Raw genomic sequence first — 17,378 nt, 5'->3', positions numbered from 1 at the left:
TTACCCTCAGGACAAAGTCATTTATGGCGACGATTAAGGATGTAGCGCGGCTCGCAGGAGTGTCTGTCGCCACGGTCTCACGCGTTATCAATGCATCACCAAAAGCCAGCGATGCCTCGCGGGCGGCGGTGCAAAGCGCCATGGAACAGCTCAACTACCATCCGAACGCCAATGCCCGGGCGCTGGCCCAGCAAACCACAGAAACCATCGGGCTGGTGGTAGGCGATGTTTCCGATCCCTTTTTCGGGGCGATGGTCAAAGCGGTGGAGCAGGTGGCCTACCACACCGGTAATTTCCTGCTGATCGGCAACGGCTATCATAATGAGCAGAAAGAGCGCCAGGCCATTGAACAGCTCATTCGTCATCGCTGTGCGTCACTGGTGGTGCACGCCAAAATGATCCCCGACAGTGAACTGATCCTGTTGATGAAACAGATCCCCGGCATGGTGTTGATCAACCGGATCGTGCCCGGTTTCGAGAAGCGCTGCGTGGCGCTGGACGATCGCTACGGCGCCTGGCTGGCGACCCGCCATCTGATCCAGCAGGGCCATACCCGTATCGGTTACCTGTGTTCAACGCATGCGATTTCCGATGCCGAAGACCGCTTACAGGGTTATTACGACGCCCTGAAAGAGCACGGTTTGCCCTGCAACGATCGCTTAGTGACGTTTGCCGAGCCGGATGAAAGCGGCGGCGAGCAGGCGATGACGGAACTGCTGGGCCGCGGCAAGCAGTTTACCGCCGTGGCGTGTTACAACGACTCAATGGCGGCAGGCGCGATGGGCGTGCTGAATGACAACGGCATCGATGTGCCAAAAGAGATTTCGCTGATTGGTTTTGATGATGTGCTGATTTCACGCTATGTGCGCCCGCGCCTGACCACGGTGCGCTATCCCATCGTAACCATGGCGACCCAGGCGGCGGAGCTGGCGCTGGCGTTAGCGCAAAACCAGACGCCGTCGGAAGTGACGCACCTGTTCAGTCCAACCCTGGTACGCCGCCATTCCGTTGCGGCGCTGGCGGAAAGCTAAAGCGCCTTGTGATACAGATGAACGGTTTTAACCGGATATTCCAGGGCATCGCCGATGTAGCCCCAGCCGAACCGTTCATAATAATCCCGACAGGCGGAATAGAGGTACAGCGCATCAAAACCGGCCTGACGCGCCGCGCCTGTCACATGCTCCTGCATCATTCCGCCTAAGCCTTTACCGCGCGCCGCTTCATCAATGTACAACGCTGCCAGCCACGGCGTGAGATCCTGGCGGCTGATCAGATCGCAGCGCCACAACCCTACCGTTCCCAGCAGCTTATCACCGTCCAGGGCGATAAAGGTCAGCGGCAGCGCGCCTGGCGTCTGGCTGTGATGAATAATATCCGCGAAAAAGGCGCGCGGCTGTTCCGGGCCAAACGCCTGCCACAGCCAGTCGATGACCCGGTCGGCATAGTGCGGATAGTGATAAAGCGGAACGATTTGCACGCGCTTACCTCTGTTGGTGGTTCGGCTGGCTTACAGCAGCTCCAGCGCCAGTAGCTCTTCGATAGTCTGACGACGACGGATGAGTTTGGCCGCGCCGTTATCGAATAACACTTCCGGCAACAGCGGACGGCTGTTGTAGTTGGATGACATCGACGCGCCATAAGCCCCGGTATCATGGAAGACCAGATAATCGCCGGTTGATACCGCAGGCAGCGCGCGGGTTTCCACTTTGCCGCCTTCCTGCTGGGTAAAAACATCGCCTGACTCGCACAGCGGCCCGGCAACGACGGAGTCAACGGTTTGCGCAGCAGTCAGATCGCGACCGTCAGCGGCCAGCGCCGTAATGTGGTGGTAGCTGCCGTACATGGCCGGACGCATTAAATCATTAAATCCGGCGTCCACCAGCACAAAATGACGGGAACCCATGTTTTTCACGCTTCTTACCTGCGCCACCAGCACGCCGGCTTCTGCAACCAGGAAGCGGCCCGGCTCGATCTCCAGTTTAACCGCATGGCCGAGATGACGGGCAATTTGCTCGCGGGCGGCATTCCACAGGCCGAAATAGTGCGCGGTATCAATGGCCTCTTCGCCTTCGCGATACGGAATCGATAACCCGCCGCCCGCAGAAATGGCTTCCAGATCCTGGCCGAATTCCACCACCTGACGCACCATCGCGCCGCACACCTGCTCAAGATGGCCGTAATCCACGCCGGAACCGATATGCATATGAATACCGACCAGTTTCAGGCCATGGCGCTCCATCACCGCCAGCGCCTGCGGCAGATCGCTATGCCAGATGCCGTGCTTGCTGTTTTCGCCGCCGGTATTGGTTTTCTGGCTGTGGCCGTGGCCGAACCCCGGGTTGACCCGCAACCAGACGCGGTGGCCCGGCGACACGCTGCCCAGTTGGTCGAGCATATCCACCGAACCGGCATTAACCGGGATTTGGAGTTCACGCACCCGCGCCAGCGTTGCGTCGTCAATCACATCAGCAGTGAACACGATGTCATCCGGATGCTGTTTTGGATCGTAGCCTGCCGCCAGCGCGCGCTCAATTTCACCCAGCGACACGGAATCCACCTTCACGCCCTGCTCGCGCATCAAACGTAAAATATGGATATTAGAACAGGCTTTCTGGGCAAAACGCACCACGTCGAAGGCCTGAAGCTGGGCGATTTGATGACGAATAATCGCCGCGTCGTAAACCCACACCGGGCAACCAAACTCGGCAGGCAGGCGCAGTAAGTTATCGGCATTAAGGTCGGTGTCGTGCTGGTGCAGTGAACGTGGCATAGCGGGCTCCTGAATTCGTTTCGCTTATTACGCCACAGCGGTTGATGAAGAAAAAATATCGATTTCTACATAGTCTATGCAAATATGATATGGATAACGTCTGGCAATGAATAAGGATGCTTTTAATGCCCGCCATCACATTGCGCCATATAGAAATTTTCCATGCGGTAATGACGGCTGGCAACGTCACCGAAGCCGCCGCGCTGCTGCATACCTCGCAGCCCACGGTGAGCCGCGAGCTGGCGCGCCTCGAAAAGCTGACGGGCCTGCAGTTGTTTGCCCGCAGCCGGGGGCGGCTGCATCCCACCGTGCAGGGGCTGCGATTGTTTGAGGAAGTGCAGCGTTCGTGGTACGGGCTGGACCGCATCGTCAGCGCGGCGGAAAGCCTGCGTCAGTTTCGCCAGGGCGAGTTATCGATTGTCTGTCTGCCGGTGTTTTCCCAGTCGTTTTTACCGCTGCTGGTACAGCCGTTTCTGGCGCGCTATCCCGATGTCAGCCTCAACATCGTGCCGCAGGAGTCGCCGCTGCTGGAAGAGTGGCTTTCCGCTCAGCGTCACGATCTCGGGCTCACTGAAACACTCACCACGCCCGCCGGAACAGACCGCATTCCGCTGTTGACGCTGAATGAAGTGTGCGTATTGCCGCAGAACCATCCACTCGCGCAGAAGGATTTACTGACGCCCGGGGATTTCAACGGTGAGAATTACATCAGCCTGTCGCGTACCGACAGCTATCGCCAGCTACTGGATGCGCTATTTAGCGAGCACGACGTCAAACGCCGTATGGTGATGGAAACGCACAGCGCGGCGTCGGTGTGCGCGATGGTGCGCGCGGGCGCGGGGATCTCCGTCGTTAACCCGCTTACCGCGCTGGACTATGCGGCAAGCGGCGTAGTGGTGCGACGTTTCAGCATTGAGGTGCCCTTTACCGTGAGCCTGATCCGCCCGGTACATCGCCCGGCGTCGGCCCTGGTGGATGCTTTTTGCGAGCATCTCCAGCGTAACCAGAACCTCTATACCACGCCGCTTGAGGCGCTGCTTACGCCTCGCTAAGCATAAAATTGACCGCATCCTCCGCATGCAGCGCGGCGGTATCGAACAGCGGTAGCGGAGACTGCTGCTGATTGAGCAACAGGCCGATTTCGGTACAGCCAAAAATTACGCCCTGCGCGCCCTGCTCCGCCAGCCGGGTGATAACCTGCTGGTAATAATGACGGGATTCATCGCTCAATACGCCCAGGCACAGTTCCTGAAAGATGATCTGATTGATGCGCTCGCGCTCGGCTTCATTCGGGATCAGCGTAGTGATCGCAAATTGCCCGGTTAACCTGCCGCGATAAAAATCCTGCTCCATGGTGTAGCGGGTACCCAGCAGCGCGACTTTATCCATCCCGCTTTGCGTAATGGCGCGGCCTGTGGCATCGGCGATATGCAGAAACGGCAGCGAACAGGCCGCTTCGATATGTCCGGCCACCTTGTGCATGGTGTTGGTGCACAATACGATGGCATCGGCCCCGGCTTTTTGCAGGCCGCAGGCGGCGTCCGCCAGCATCTCACCGGCTTTATCCCAGTCGCCGCTCGACTGGCAGGCTTCGATGTCGTGAAAATCGACGCTATGCAGCACCAGCTTTGCGGAGTGCAGCCCGCCGAGCCGCGCTTTGACGCCTTCATTAATAAACCGGTAATAGGGAATCGTCGATTCCCAGCTCATTCCACCAATCAGACCCAGGGTTTTCATTTTTCACCTCCGTAATCCTCAAGGTATAACAAAACCGCCTGCTGGCGGGAAGCGATAAACATTTGTGATCGGCGGCGCAGTTCACAGCCATAACTTATATTTAAATGAACGCCTGATATAGAATATTTGAAACGTTGTTTCACTAATTAGAGGCAAGCAGATGTTTATTCCCCATAACGAAACCAAACTGGAAGATTTAGGCGGCGGCGTGACCCGCAGGATCCTGGCCCATAACGGCAGAATGATGGCAGTGGAAGTGAATTTTCAGGAAGGCGCAGTGGGTGCAATGCACAACCATCCGCATGAGCAGTTGACCTATGTGCTGTCCGGCGAATTTGAATTCACCATCGGCGATGAAACTCGCCGTGTTACCGCGGGCGATACGCTGTATAAAGAGCCGCATATTATGCACGGCTGCGTCTGTATCAAAGCAGGCACGCTACTCGATACCTTTACGCCGATGCGCGAAGACTTTCTTAAGTAAACCGACATGGAGCGCCGGGGAAACCCGGCATTTTTTTATCCCGTCCATAGCAAAAAGCCCGTCAGCGTGACCACTGACGGGCTTTTTTTCGTCGCTGGAGCGGATTAACGCGCCAGCCAGCCGCCGTCTACTGCAACGGTGTAGCCGTTGATGTAGTCAGATGCGCTGGAGGCCAGGAATACGATCGGCCCCTGCAGATCGCTCGGCAGACCCCAACGGCCCGCCGGGATACGGTCCAGGATCTCAGCGCTACGCTGTTCGTCAGCGCGCAGCTGCTGGGTGTTGTTGGTCGCCATGTAGCCCGGTGCGATCGCATTGACGTTGATGTTGTGCTTCGCCCACTCGTTAGCCATCAGGCGGGTGATCCCCATGACGCCGCTTTTTGAGGCGGTGTAAGACGGTACGCGGATACCGCCCTGGAAAGAGAGCATAGACGCGATATTGATGATTTTGCCGCCTTTACCCTGCGCGATGAACTGTTTGGCTACAGCCTGAGACATAAAGAACACTGATTTGATGTTCAGATTCATTACGTCATCCCAGTCGGTTTCGCTGAAGTTGATCGCATCTTCGCGACGGATCAGACCCGCGTTGTTAACCAGAATATCGACATGACCGAATTCCGCTACCGCGCGCTCCAGCAGTTCGGGGATCGCGTCGATCTTACGCAGATCGGCAGTCAGGCTCAGGAAGCGACGGCCCAGCGCGGTAACGCCTTCGATCGTCTCAGTCGGTTCAACAATGTTGATGCCGACGATATCGCAACCCGCCTGCGCCAGACCCAGCGCCATACCCTGGCCTAAGCCGGTATCACAGCCAGTCACAATCGCAACTTTACCTTCGAGAGAGAATGAATCCAAAATCATGGTGGTTTCCTTAGTGTTCCCGCCTGTCACAGACAGATGCATATTCACAACGGTGTACCTGACGCGATTGGTCGCGGATCAGTCGCAGTGTACTCACACCTGAACTGCCTACGGCCGGTTAACACCTTTCGCTATTTGTCTTTACCGTCAAAGCTTCAAAACGCTATTTCGTACTACCGCAAAACATCGTTTCGTTTTCATTTGTGGGATTATACTAGCCCCTCTAAAACACGTTTTCAATTATAAATAAAACAATGTTTCATTTTTTGAGATACCAAAGTGCGAATTTGGAATTAGGATCACGAAACCTTAGCAGCGCCTTTTTGTCACGCCGAGTAATCGCGTGTGTAGCAGGGTAAGCGGCACACGTTACCCGGCCCCGTAATACCCGTTTTATGAATGCGTAGAGAGTTTTTTAGGTTCAGGTTTGCCAGCCCGGACTCGCCCTGAAACCAGTCGGGGCTAAAAGGTTATCCAGTTTTGTTGGGGGTCATCGTGAGTGAAACGGCTAAGTCGCAGGGAAGGCATGACGACAGAGTGGGACAGGCTAAACCGACAAGATAACTCGCCGGCAAAAAAACAGCGGCTTACCGGTTAAGCCTGAGGAGGCTTACGCGGCCAGTGAGAGCCGCGCGGCTGGTTAATCGCGTTCAATGGCCAGCGCAACGCCCTGACCGCCGCCGATGCAGAGTGTCGCCAGCCCTTTTCGGGCATCGCGCTTCACCATTTCATGCACCAGCGAAACCAGAATACGGCAGCCGGATGCGCCGATAGGATGACCGAGCGCAATCGCGCCGCCGTTCACGTTGACTTTACCCGGGTCCCACTCAAGCACTTTTCCAACCGATAGCGCCTGCGCGGCAAAGGCCTCATTGGCTTCAATGAGATCAACATCGTTCAGATGCCAGCCCGCCCGCTCAAGGCAGCGGCGGGTGGCGTATACCGGGGCGATCCCCATTAAGGCCGGATCGACGCCGATACTGGCGAAGGCGCGGATGCGCGCCAGCACGGGGAGATTGAGTTCTTCTGCGCGACTGGCGCTCATCATCATTACCGCCGCCGCGCCGTCGTTAATCGTTGAGGCGTTACCCGCCGTCACGCTGCCGTGAGAATCAAATGCTGGCGCAAGGCTCGCCAGGCCCTCCGCGCTGGCATCGGTACGCGGCTGCTCGTCGGTATCGACCAGGACATTTTTACCGGGCGCTAATTCCACTTCCACCGGCACGATTTCGTCACGAAAACGCCCGCTATCAATCGCCACGCGCGCCTTATGCTGGGAAGCGAGCGCATAAGCGTCCTGCAATTCACGGCTGATGCCATACTCTCGCGCCAGATTTTCCGCCGTGACGCCGATGTGATAATCGTTAAATGCATCCCACAAACCGTCATGCACCAGACTATCGATTAACTGGCTGTTGCCCAATTGCGCGCCGGTTCGGCTGTCGGTTAGCACATGCGGAGCGCGGCTCATGTTTTCCTGACCGCCCGCGATCACCACATCGGCTTCACCGCACTGGATCGCCTGAGTGGCAAGGTGCAGGGCTTTCAGGCCCGATCCGCATACGTCGTTAATGGTAATGGCTGAAACCGCCCAGGGAAGGCCGCTGTTAAGCGCGGTTTGCCGCGCCGGATTCTGCCCGGCCCCGGCGGTTAACACCTGGCCCAGAATTACCTCATCCACATCGAGAGGATTGATGCCCGAGCGTTCGATCAGCGCCTTAACCACCACCGAGCCCAGTTCGACGGCAGTACGACGCGCAAGCGCGCCCTGGAAGCAACCGATAGGGGTTCGCGCTGCGCCGACAATCACCACATCTTTCATTTTCAACCTCTCAATGACAGGACTGAAACAGAGTAGCGATTGTTATCAAATAATTTCGTAAATGTTTAAAAAATGGTGAACAGAGTCACACAGTAAAAACGTATGACGTTAGCTGAAACGGGTATAGGTCGGGAACGCACCGGAAAAACAGAGATAAAACAGGCCACAAGCGATGACCTGTCTTGACAGGCGAAATGCCCCACGTGGTAACGCGGGGCGGGTTGGATTATCAGGCCGCAACGCTTTTCGGCTGAGAAGAGAGATGCCCTGCCCACAGGTTAGCGATCCATTTCACGCCCCGGGCGGTAAAGCGCGCCTGAGAAAATGTGTGTTGGTTTTCACCCACGCCTGAACGCAACGTGAAGTAGCCGGCCTGCATATGATGCGGCGGCGGCGTCAGCGTGCCGTTGGCGCGATACATAATGTTGCGCTCCAGCAAAAACTGACGGAACTCCGGCTCTTTCACTTTCAGCATCTTACAAACCTGCCGGAACCCCAGCGAATCTTCAACCTGAATGAGATGGTCAAATAATTCTGCCTTTGGCAAGGTGATCGCCAGCTGCTGCTCTGCCATCTGGCGTTGCTCATACTGCTCCGCCCAGGCGCGCGCAGCGGCAGCCGGGTTGGTGAAGTCAGGGATCTCTGCGCGCTGTTCGCGCTCCTGCCACCAGTCCAGCACATTCGCCGTAAAACCAGGAGAAACGCGCGCGACGGCCAGCAGCGAATCACGCTTGTTCAACAGGTACTCCTGGTAGCTTTCCCCTTCCCGTTCAAACTGGTTGATAACGAGGGGCTGCGACAGGCGCTGAGCCGTTTCCAGACTTTTAATGATACGTTTCACTTCGCCGTGAGTTATGCCCGTCAACGTAGCAATTTCACGGCTGCTCATTGTGACTGATTGATCCAAAGAATATCGGTTTAAAGAAGGATTCATCATAGGCCTCACCACTTACTCACAAACAGCAACACCCTGGCGGGTAGTAGAAATAGTATACAATATGCTGTTTAAATATCCAGTAGTTTTTATGAGCAATTTACCTTAAGGAAATCAGGTAATTCGTGCCATTTTACCTGGTGTTACATACAGGCATGTTGAAAGAAAGCCTTATCGCGCACGGCATTTGCGCCGCTGACGTATGCCTGAACGCTTAGGTTCAGGGTGACGTGCCATAGCGAAGGCTTCCCGCTGAGGCCTGTGAGAATCGTACGTGCGTCAGGCAGGCATGACGCCGGGGCCGGCGCTGCGTTATCTTGCCAACGTCATCGTTTTAACAGGTATTCATGCAGACCCGCAGCCACTGTAAACAAATATTTACACTCTATTTTCATGCTTAGCATTATATTGTCTAAAAAAAATGACTCCGTTCTCAATTTTCTCACCAGAATAAGTTCACATGAAAGCAAAACAAAAATAAGAGCAAAGTAAAAATAACAACACTTTACATATTTAGATATTTTCAAGGTATTCGTGCGAAATTTCCACCTCATAATTCATTGATTTTATATTGCTATTTTAAAATACAGTGACTCAGGTCACGTGTTTTACAGATACGCTAAAAAGATGCTCAGGCAAAATGGTGCCCGTCTATTTCAACGGCGAAATGTTTAACGCATAATCGCTTTGCCTTAACATTTTACGATTATTTAAACAGGGTGCTAAACCCGGAAATTATTCCGCCTCGGATTTCAGGCGGGACGATATGCTTTAAACCAACGAATACCACCCTATATAACGGAGATATTTAAATGAACTTTCCAGCAGAACCGTTCCGTATTAAAAGCGTTGAAACCGTTTCTATGATCCCACGCGATGAGCGTATTAAGAAAATGCAGGAAGCGGGCTACAACACTTTCTTATTAAATTCGAAAGACGTGTATATCGACCTGCTGACCGATAGCGGCACTAACGCCATGAGCGATAAACAGTGGGCCGGAATGATGATCGGCGACGAAGCTTATGCAGGGAGCGAAAACTTCCATCATCTGGAAAGAACGGTTCGCGAGCTTTTCGGCTTTAAACATATTGTTCCGACTCACCAGGGGCGCGGCGCAGAAAACTTATTATCGCAACTGGCTATTAAACCGGGTCAGTATGTTGCGGGAAATATGTATTTCACCACCACCCGCTATCATCAGGAAAAAAATGGCGCGACCTTTATCGACATCGTGCGTGATGAAGCGCACGATGCCACGATTGAAGTTGCCTTCAAAGGCAATATCGATCTGAAAAAATTGCAGAAACTGATCGATGAAAAAGGCGCGGAAAATATTGCCTATATTTGCCTGGCGGTAACCGTTAACCTGGCAGGCGGCCAGCCGGTTTCTATGGAAAATATGCGTGCCGTTCGCGAACTGACTGCCGCGCACGGTATTAAAGTGTTCTATGACGCCACCCGCTGCGTTGAAAACGCCTATTTTATTAAAGAGCAGGAAAAAGGTTACGAGAACACCAGCATCAAAGACATCGTTCATGAAATGTTCAGCTATGCCGACGGCTGCACCATGTCCGGTAAGAAAGACTGCCTGGTTAACATCGGCGGCTTCCTGTGCATGAATGATGATGAGATGTTCTCTTCCGCTCGCGAACTGGTCGTGGTTTACGAAGGGATGCCTTCATACGGCGGTCTGGCGGGGCGTGATATGGAAGCCATGGCAATTGGTCTGCGCGAAGCGATGCAGTATGAATATATTGAGCATCGTATCAAGCAGGTTCGCTACCTCGGCGAAAAACTGAAAAGCGCGGGCGTACCGATTGTCGAACCGATCGGCGGCCATGCGGTATTCCTGGATGCACGTCGTTTCTGCCCGCATTTGTCTCAGGATGAGTTCCCGGCGCAAAGCCTGGCGGCCAGCATCTATATGGAAACCGGCGTACGCAGTATGGAGCGCGGCATCATTTCCGCAGGACGTAATAAAGAGACCGGTGAGCACCACAGACCGAAACTGGAAACCGTACGTCTGACTATTCCGCGTCGCGTTTATACCTATGCGCATATGGACGTGGTCGCTGACGGTATTATCAAGCTGTATAAGCATAAAGAAGATATTCGTGGCCTGAAGTTTGAATATGAACCGAAGCAACTGCGTTTCTTTACGGCTCGCTTTGATTACATCTGATTCAGTATTTGGCCCTGCCTCGTTGCAGGGCCTTTTTGTTTCTGAACGAGGCCGTGAAAAAAATTGAGTATAAATGCTGTAAATAACAATAATTTTTTTACAGGAACATTATTATGGGTATTCATAACCCCGCTCAAAAGGGTACTCCTGGATTAACCAGTGGTACAGTGCTCGTGATTGCTACCGTTATTGGCGGCGGCATGTTTTCTCTTCCGATTGCCATGGCTGGCGTCTGGTTTAGCGGCGCAACCGTGATTTTAATTGCTATTGCGTTGATGATGTTATTAACCGGTTTGATGTTAGTTGAAGTTAATTTGCATTTTGAACCCGGGGCCAGCTTCAATACTTTTACCCAGGAACTACTGGGAAAGAAATGGAATATTGTTGTTGGTATCGCGTTTGGCTTTGTTTTATATATTCTGACCTATGCCTATATTTCTGGTTCGTCGGCAGTTCTGAGCCAGACCCTGATGAAATATAGCGGGGTTCATTTCCCGGCTAAGTTTTCAGTTATTGTCGTTACGCTGTTTGTCGGTATTATCGCCTGGTATAGCTCGTTACTGGTTGGACGTATTACTACAGTACTTATTCTCGGTAAGTTTATTGCCTTCTTTGCCACCTTTTCCGGGTTGGTCAGCCATATAGAGATCGCTAAACTGCTGGATAACGCCTCCGTCGCCATACCGGACACCCGCTATCTTCCCTACGTGCTGATGACATTACCGTTTTGCATTATTTCATTCGGCTTTCATGGCAACGTGCCAAGCCTTGTAAAACTCTACGGGAAGGACGGTGTGCCGAATATCACGCGTTCAATCGTGATCGGAACCGTGTTTGCGGTACTGCTGTATATCTTCTGGCTAGCCGTCACCATGGGGAACATCAGCCGCGCCTCGTTTTCGCCGATTATCGCCAAAGGCGGCAATATCGATGTTTTCGTTGAGGCCATCGGCGGGATTTTTACCAGCCGCTATATGGATCTTATCCTGACCTTCTTCGGAAACTTCGCTGTGGCAAGTTCATTACTCGCCGCGACGCTCGGGCTTTTCGATTACATTGCCGACCTGTTCCACTTCCCTAACGATCCGCTGGGCCGTTTTAAAACCACGCTGGTGACTTATCTTCCTCCGGCTTTTGTCTGTTTCTTTTTCCCTAACGGCTTCGTGTACGCCATAGGCTACGCCGGTTTAGCGTTCACCATCTGGAGCGTAATCCTGCCGCCATTCCTGGTGAAAAGCGCACGGCGCCGTTATCGCTCGGCGATTTACACCGCTCCCTGTAATAACACGATGCTGAATCTGGTTATTGTCTGCGGCGTTATTGTCTATCTGACAGTCGTACTTGACGTTCTTGGCTGGCTACCGGCATTTAAGTAATTGAGGTTATTATGAAAAACGTATTATCTATCCAGTCCAGCGTGGTATACGGCTACGCGGGCAACAAGGCCGCAGTATTGCCGATGCAGCTGTTGGGTATTGATGTCTGGCCTTTTCATACCGTGCAATTCTCTAATCACACCCAATATGGTCACTGGCAGGGAATGGCGCTGCCGCCGGGCCAGTTGACGCATGTGATTGCCGGGCTGGAACAAAACGATAAATTACCTGAATGCGATGCCGTTTTATCGGGTTATCTCGGTGACAGCAGACAGTGTGACGAGGTGGCGCTGGCCGTTAGCCAGGTGCGTCGTTATAACCCAAAAGCACTCTATTTTTGCGATCCTGTAATGGGCCATCCAGCAAAAGGATGCGTGGTGGCTAACGGAGTCGATACGTTTTTCAAAAACGAAGCCATTGCGCTGGCAGACGTGATGGGTCCCAATTTACATGAACTGGAGATATTAGCCGGCAAGACGTTGAATACCTTTGATGAGGCGGTGTATGCGGCACAGCAACTGGTCGCGCAAGGCGTCAGTAAAGTACTAGTCAAACACCTGGGGAAATGTGCCAAAGATCCTGCCGCTTTCGAGATGCTTTTGGTCACCGGACGCCAGGTATTGCACATCGCACGACCGCTGTACCTTTTCCCTAAACAGCCGGTTGGCGTGGGCGATCTCACCTGTAGCCTGTTGCTTGCAAGTTTATTAAACGGCTTCGATGACACAACCGCGCTGGAATACAGCGCCAATATTGTTGATGCCGTACTGCGCCATACCTGGCAGCGCGAAAGTTATGAGCTGGAACTGATTGAATCCCGACATGTGATCATGAATCCGGTGATTCGTTATTCTGCAATAAAACTGTAGTCGAATTAACCCGAGGTGAAGGATGTTTCTGACGCTTCTGAGAGTGCAGTTTCCACTCGTGCATAGATTTGCGCTACTGCGTATCCTGTTGATTACGTTGCAGTTAACAGGATTGCGAAAGAAGAAGCGATAAAAGGTAAAGTTGCACCCCGGCTCGTTCTGCGGGGTGCATTTATGCTAATGGCGCGCTTATGCCCGGAAATAACGCGGCGGGATCAACGCAGCAAAAGCATCGATTTTGTTTAGAAGTTTTTTGCAGAAAGACATATTGCTAACCTCAGTGTGATACAGGTCACATATTGTACCCTTCCCGTTACGAAGCGCCAATATCCTCACGTCTTCCTTGTCACTCTAAGTGTAAACCTGTCTGTAAATATTTTTGCTTTCGCTGCGTAATTATTTATCGGTTTATAAGCAGCAAAACCAATTTGTCACAATGCGGATTATTTACCTGATACCGGAGCATAACCCAATTTAATTATTTGAAATTTAATAGTTTAACGGTAGCTTATGAACGGCGATGAGTTTGCCCTTTTGCATTTCGATATAGTTCCCCTTTCGCAACGCGGAAAGCATTTCAGCAATCACCGAGCGGGAGATATGAGTATGAGTTTGAATATAGTTAATGACGCCAATCTGAGATCGCAACTCTACGTCCCAGTTTGCCATGGTCAATAATGTGAAACGAATTTGTGCGTAGGTCGAGGTGCCAATAAATTGTGCATCGCGCCATTCGAACCAGCGCATTTGATAAGTCTGCCAGTGGCAAAATGACTTCCAGAGTCCCTGTTTATCAATAACATCCATTGCGCGACTGACAGGTAAAGAAAATCCGGTGCAGTGCGTTTTCGTTACAATCTTATAATTTAAGGGGCTGGGGATAGGATCGCCGGAAAGACTGAGTAAAACAGGCGCAGCAAGTAGCTCCACATGGATATCGTTGTTTTCTCTCCAGATATCCAAAAAACCTTCTTTAAAATACCAGCACTGTTGCTCGCCCTGATCGTTAGAAAAGCTTAATTCCTCCCCTGCGGCAACATTGAAGCTCATAGCGCAAGGACTAAGATGGTTGCGAAGAATCTCTAAATGGCTTAACGGCTTTACCAAATCTAACATGTGATGAGTCCATTCACTGTCGAGAATCCATTCATCTGATTACACAAATGCCCATCCAGAACAGGATGGGCATTGAATAATCACAATATCATTTATGACACGGCGGTGATTACCAGGTGTATTTCACACCAACATTTGCTGCCCAATCCTGGTCAACGTCGCCGCCGCCCAGATAGTTAGCATCTGCATAGGTGCTGAAATTCTTGGTAAAGTTGAACTGACCGCCCAGACCAACACGGACCGCAGAACCTTCTACGCCATTATCGATGTCATCACCGTTAACGTTAGCGCTGTTACCCGCATCGTCGTAAACGTAAGCCAGTTTGCCATACGGAGTGAAGGACTGGTCGTTACCGTAGTTGAAGGTATAACCAATATCAGCACCCAGTTCGTAACGCAGGCTGTCATAAGACTGGCTGCCTACATCCATCTTATTGCTTAACTGGTAGTCATCACCATCCTGGAACAGACCAGTGATGCTTGCATACGGAGTAAGGTATGCATTTTCATTGAACTGCCAGTCATAACCCGCTTTCAGGCCAAAGCCCCAGGCATCAGATGAAATGTCGCCAGAAACGGAATCACCATTGCTCATTTTTGAGGTCAGGTCATTGCTGTAATGGCTGTAGCTTAACGTGGTATCAACAAAGATGTTGTTCGGGAAGCGGGCTGACGTATAGAAACGTGCAGATTGAGTATCCTGATCAACGTTGCCAGAACGATCGTCCAGGCTACCTTTACCGAAGCCAGCAGCTGCACCGACAGTCCATTTAGCGTTATTGCCATCGATCTGCTTATCAATACCTACCATGATGCCATTAACATCCTGGTCGTAGTTCAGCACATTGTTACTGCCGCTGAAGCTACCGCCGTAATAGCTGACCCAAGCGCCGCCCTGGTCACCTGCGGTATGACGGCCGTTCGCCAGACGAGCAGCCAGCACATCCTGTTCCAGATTCCAGATGTTGCTGTTAGCAGACGGAACGCTAAGCGCCATGTTCGCATAGTCAGTCAACTCTTGCTGATGCAGAGTGACAATATCGCCATTCTGTTGAGCTTCATAGGTGTATGCACCCAGATCCGCTTTGTTAGCCGCGGTGAAGCTTGCTGCTGTGTTTGCGTCGTTATCATATACGCGGATAATTTCTTTATCTTTGTATTGAGCTTCAGAACCAACGCCCGTTGCGTTATCGATACGAACTTTATAGTTGCCCGCAACGTCGCCATTCACAGCCAGGTGGCCATCGGAATTCAGAGCAATCACACCATAATCGTAATTAGCGTCGTGAATATCGTTAGTGATATAACGGCCATTGTTGAGATCAGAATTCAGCACATAATCGCGGCTTGCGATGTCAAATACACCAGCATTGGTCAGGACCATGTTATTGGTATCAATCTGACCCAAGCCCAGATTCAACTGGCTATGATTATCAACGGTAAGGGTGTTGGCATACAGGCTAGCAGTTTCTTCAAGCAGTGATGCCTGGCTGTAGCTGTCGATATGCAGGCTGTTGGTAGCAACTTCATAGCCTAAATCGTAAGCATCAATGGCATTATTCGAATCGCCGATGTTCAGCGAGGAACCATTGGAAAGAGTAATGCTATCTGCCAGCAGGCTTGAATCTTCAACATTCACTTTCGAGCCGTTGTTTACGACCAGATCGTCGATGTTAGAAACTTTACGCGTATCCCACTCAGAACCGTTATCCAGAGTTACGTTGAAGATACCGCTCTGATAAACCGCATTGCCAACAACATGATTTTCTTCATCAAAAGCCGTGCCGTCAGTATTTATGCCATAAACGGAACCCGGCCAAATGCTATTCGGCTGATAATCATACAGCTCAGCAGTTGCTTCAACGTTAGAGATAGCAGCGCCGACCCATTTGCTACCGTTAGTCAGCGTCAGGTCAAGACGATCGGTATTATCCCAACCGTTAGAATCCAGTACGCCATCGCCATTACGGTCGTATGCATCCACATGGGCAATATTATTGTTTGTATCCAGATAATCGTAGCCACCAAAGTTATTATCAAAGGTGCTGGAGAACAGAACATCGCCAGTTAACGTTGAATGATCAAACGTTGCAGTGGTTTGCATGGCATTGTCAGCATCTGAAGCGACAACAGCAAGAGCAATATCGTCTGCAGTATAAGTATTGCTGTAGTCGCTGGCTTTACCGGTGCGACCGTAGAAACCAGAAGTACCCTCATCGCTGAGCGAACCGGAGGTAACAACAGAATCTTTTACAACAACGGTGTCGTTAAAAATTTCACTATTATTCCAGCCACCGACATCCGTAACGTCAAGGTTGTCTTGCCACTCATAGCCCTGACCCAGCATAATTCCGGCAACTTTAGAATTGTTCTGGATAACCAGATCAACTTCCTGATCCAGCGTAATCGCAGTACCTAAGTTGAAGACATCGTAGGAAGCCGTTTCGGCAGTGCCTGCGTTGTAATAGGTGTAATGCTCGAAATTATCGTCAATCGTAGAGTTATCAACGGTTAACGCCAGACGATCATAAACATAACCATCTGTACGGCCATCAACGCACTCAACGGTCATGCATTCAGAGGTAATCATGCCATGAACATAGCTGTCTTTGATTGTCAGCGAATTCGGGTTGGTATTGCCCGCAACACCATCATCCAGATAGTAAGTTGAGATCACGCCATTAACATTGGCACCGTTAATAACAGGGTAGATATTCCCGTTATAGTAGTTGGAACCATAGTCATAGCCGACGTATCCCTGATACATCACTCCACCATTATAATAAAAGGTGTCATAATTCGTACCAGAAATATCAGTAGTAGCAGATGCCTGAGAAGCGATTGCCATCGTACAAGCTATTGCTAATTGAGATACAACAAGTTTCTTATTCCAGCAGCGCATTTACCATCCCTCCTCAGGGATAAACTAAAGTTGGTCCATCAATTATGCGGTTTACTAAAAAATAAAAACGACACATAACACATACATCTTGAATATTGAGAAAAGCACTAACAGAGAAAATTATGCGCGTCGAAGTGGAAAAGGTTCAAACAAAGTTTATAGAATGTCTGATTTCAAACACCAAATTAAATAAGATTTAAACTCGGCCCGACGCACGAAAAACATATAATAGAAAATTATTGAATGCCGAAAAATATATTTTTTTTCATTGTCATTAAACTTCGCCACATCCCCACCAGAAAACCGCACACCCCAACAA

At 51.4% G+C, this 17,378-nt stretch carries 14 protein-coding genes; 6 read left to right on the top strand and 8 right to left on the bottom strand.

Annotated features, from left to right (window positions below; genetic code table 11):
- The first annotated feature begins 23 nt into the window (after window positions 1-23).
- Window positions 24-1,031 carry an HTH-type transcriptional regulator GalR gene (gene galR / locus GV764_RS11205; protein WP_125295299.1) on the top strand — a complete coding sequence of 336 codons (1,008 nt, stop codon included), beginning with the start codon at window positions 24-26 and terminating at the stop codon, window positions 1,029-1,031.
- Here the strand turns inward: galR and GV764_RS11200 are convergent.
- Both GV764_RS11200 and lysA read right to left on the bottom strand, forming a co-directional pair.
- Window positions 1,028-1,477: a GNAT family N-acetyltransferase gene (locus GV764_RS11200; RefSeq protein WP_161660238.1), complete on the bottom strand. Its 450-nt coding sequence runs from the start codon at window positions 1,475-1,477 to the stop codon at window positions 1,028-1,030. The two genes, galR and GV764_RS11200, sit on opposite strands and share 4 nt — an antisense overlap.
- A 30-nt stretch (window positions 1,478-1,507) precedes the next feature.
- On the bottom strand, window positions 1,508-2,770 hold the full coding sequence (gene lysA, locus GV764_RS11195) for a diaminopimelate decarboxylase (protein WP_161660237.1): 1,263 nt from the start codon (window positions 2,768-2,770) through the stop codon (window positions 1,508-1,510).
- Window positions 2,771-2,895: 125 nt separating this feature from the next.
- On the opposite strand from lysA, the gene GV764_RS11190 reads away from it, so the two are divergent.
- Complete coding sequence (locus GV764_RS11190) at window positions 2,896-3,822, top strand: LysR family transcriptional regulator (protein ID WP_161660236.1); 927 nt, start codon at window positions 2,896-2,898, stop codon at window positions 3,820-3,822.
- On the opposite strand, the gene GV764_RS11185 is transcribed toward GV764_RS11190, so the two are convergent.
- Window positions 3,809-4,507: an aspartate/glutamate racemase gene (locus GV764_RS11185; protein WP_161660235.1), complete on the bottom strand. Its 699-nt coding sequence runs from the start codon at window positions 4,505-4,507 to the stop codon at window positions 3,809-3,811. The two genes, GV764_RS11190 and GV764_RS11185, sit on opposite strands and share 14 nt — an antisense overlap.
- 160 nt (window positions 4,508-4,667) lie before the next feature.
- Between GV764_RS11185 and GV764_RS11180 the strand changes: the two genes are divergently transcribed.
- Window positions 4,668-4,991: a cupin domain-containing protein gene (locus tag GV764_RS11180; protein ID WP_125295304.1), complete on the top strand. Its 324-nt coding sequence runs from the start codon at window positions 4,668-4,670 to the stop codon at window positions 4,989-4,991.
- Window positions 4,992-5,095: 104 nt separating this feature from the next.
- On the opposite strand, the gene kduD is transcribed toward GV764_RS11180, so the two are convergent.
- The 3 genes from kduD to GV764_RS11165 form a co-directional block, all read right to left on the bottom strand.
- Entirely contained in the window at window positions 5,096-5,857 is a 762-nt protein-coding gene (gene kduD, locus GV764_RS11175; RefSeq protein ID WP_043865925.1) for a 2-dehydro-3-deoxy-D-gluconate 5-dehydrogenase KduD, read from the bottom strand.
- Between the two features lie 640 nt (window positions 5,858-6,497).
- Window positions 6,498-7,679 (bottom strand): acetyl-CoA C-acetyltransferase, encoded by a 1,182-nt coding sequence (locus GV764_RS11170; RefSeq protein ID WP_161660234.1) that lies wholly within the window; start codon window positions 7,677-7,679, stop codon window positions 6,498-6,500.
- Window positions 7,680-7,908: 229 nt separating this feature from the next.
- Complete coding sequence (locus GV764_RS11165) at window positions 7,909-8,616, bottom strand: phage antirepressor KilAC domain-containing protein (RefSeq protein WP_161660233.1); 708 nt, start codon at window positions 8,614-8,616, stop codon at window positions 7,909-7,911.
- A gap of 809 nt (window positions 8,617-9,425) precedes the next feature.
- Between GV764_RS11165 and GV764_RS11160 the strand changes: the two genes are divergently transcribed.
- From GV764_RS11160 to pdxY, 3 genes are all read left to right on the top strand, one after another.
- Window positions 9,426-10,796 carry a tyrosine phenol-lyase gene (locus GV764_RS11160; RefSeq protein WP_125295309.1) on the top strand — a complete coding sequence of 457 codons (1,371 nt, stop codon included), beginning with the start codon at window positions 9,426-9,428 and terminating at the stop codon, window positions 10,794-10,796.
- A gap of 113 nt (window positions 10,797-10,909) precedes the next feature.
- Window positions 10,910-12,172 (top strand): aromatic amino acid transporter, encoded by a 1,263-nt coding sequence (locus GV764_RS11155; protein WP_161660232.1) that lies wholly within the window; start codon window positions 10,910-10,912, stop codon window positions 12,170-12,172.
- A gap of 11 nt (window positions 12,173-12,183) precedes the next feature.
- Window positions 12,184-13,041 (top strand): pyridoxal kinase PdxY, encoded by an 858-nt coding sequence (pdxY, locus tag GV764_RS11150; RefSeq protein ID WP_161660231.1) that lies wholly within the window; start codon window positions 12,184-12,186, stop codon window positions 13,039-13,041.
- Between the two features lie 489 nt (window positions 13,042-13,530).
- Here the strand turns inward: pdxY and GV764_RS11145 are convergent, their stop codons facing one another.
- Together GV764_RS11145 and GV764_RS11140 are read right to left on the bottom strand one after the other, a co-directional pair.
- Complete coding sequence (locus GV764_RS11145; protein WP_161660230.1) at window positions 13,531-14,157, bottom strand: helix-turn-helix domain-containing protein; 627 nt, start codon at window positions 14,155-14,157, stop codon at window positions 13,531-13,533.
- A 109-nt stretch (window positions 14,158-14,266) separates the two neighbouring features.
- The gene (locus GV764_RS11140; RefSeq protein ID WP_161660229.1) at window positions 14,267-17,059 is read right to left on the bottom strand and encodes an autotransporter outer membrane beta-barrel domain-containing protein; all 2,793 of its coding nucleotides are present in this window, start codon (window positions 17,057-17,059) and stop codon (window positions 14,267-14,269) included.
- Window positions 17,060-17,378 lie beyond the last annotated feature (319 nt).

Source organism: Atlantibacter hermannii (assembly GCF_009907385.1).
Taxonomy (GTDB): domain Bacteria; phylum Pseudomonadota; class Gammaproteobacteria; order Enterobacterales; family Enterobacteriaceae; genus Atlantibacter; species Atlantibacter hermannii_A.
This window is presented reverse-complemented; position numbering and strand designations above follow the sequence as displayed.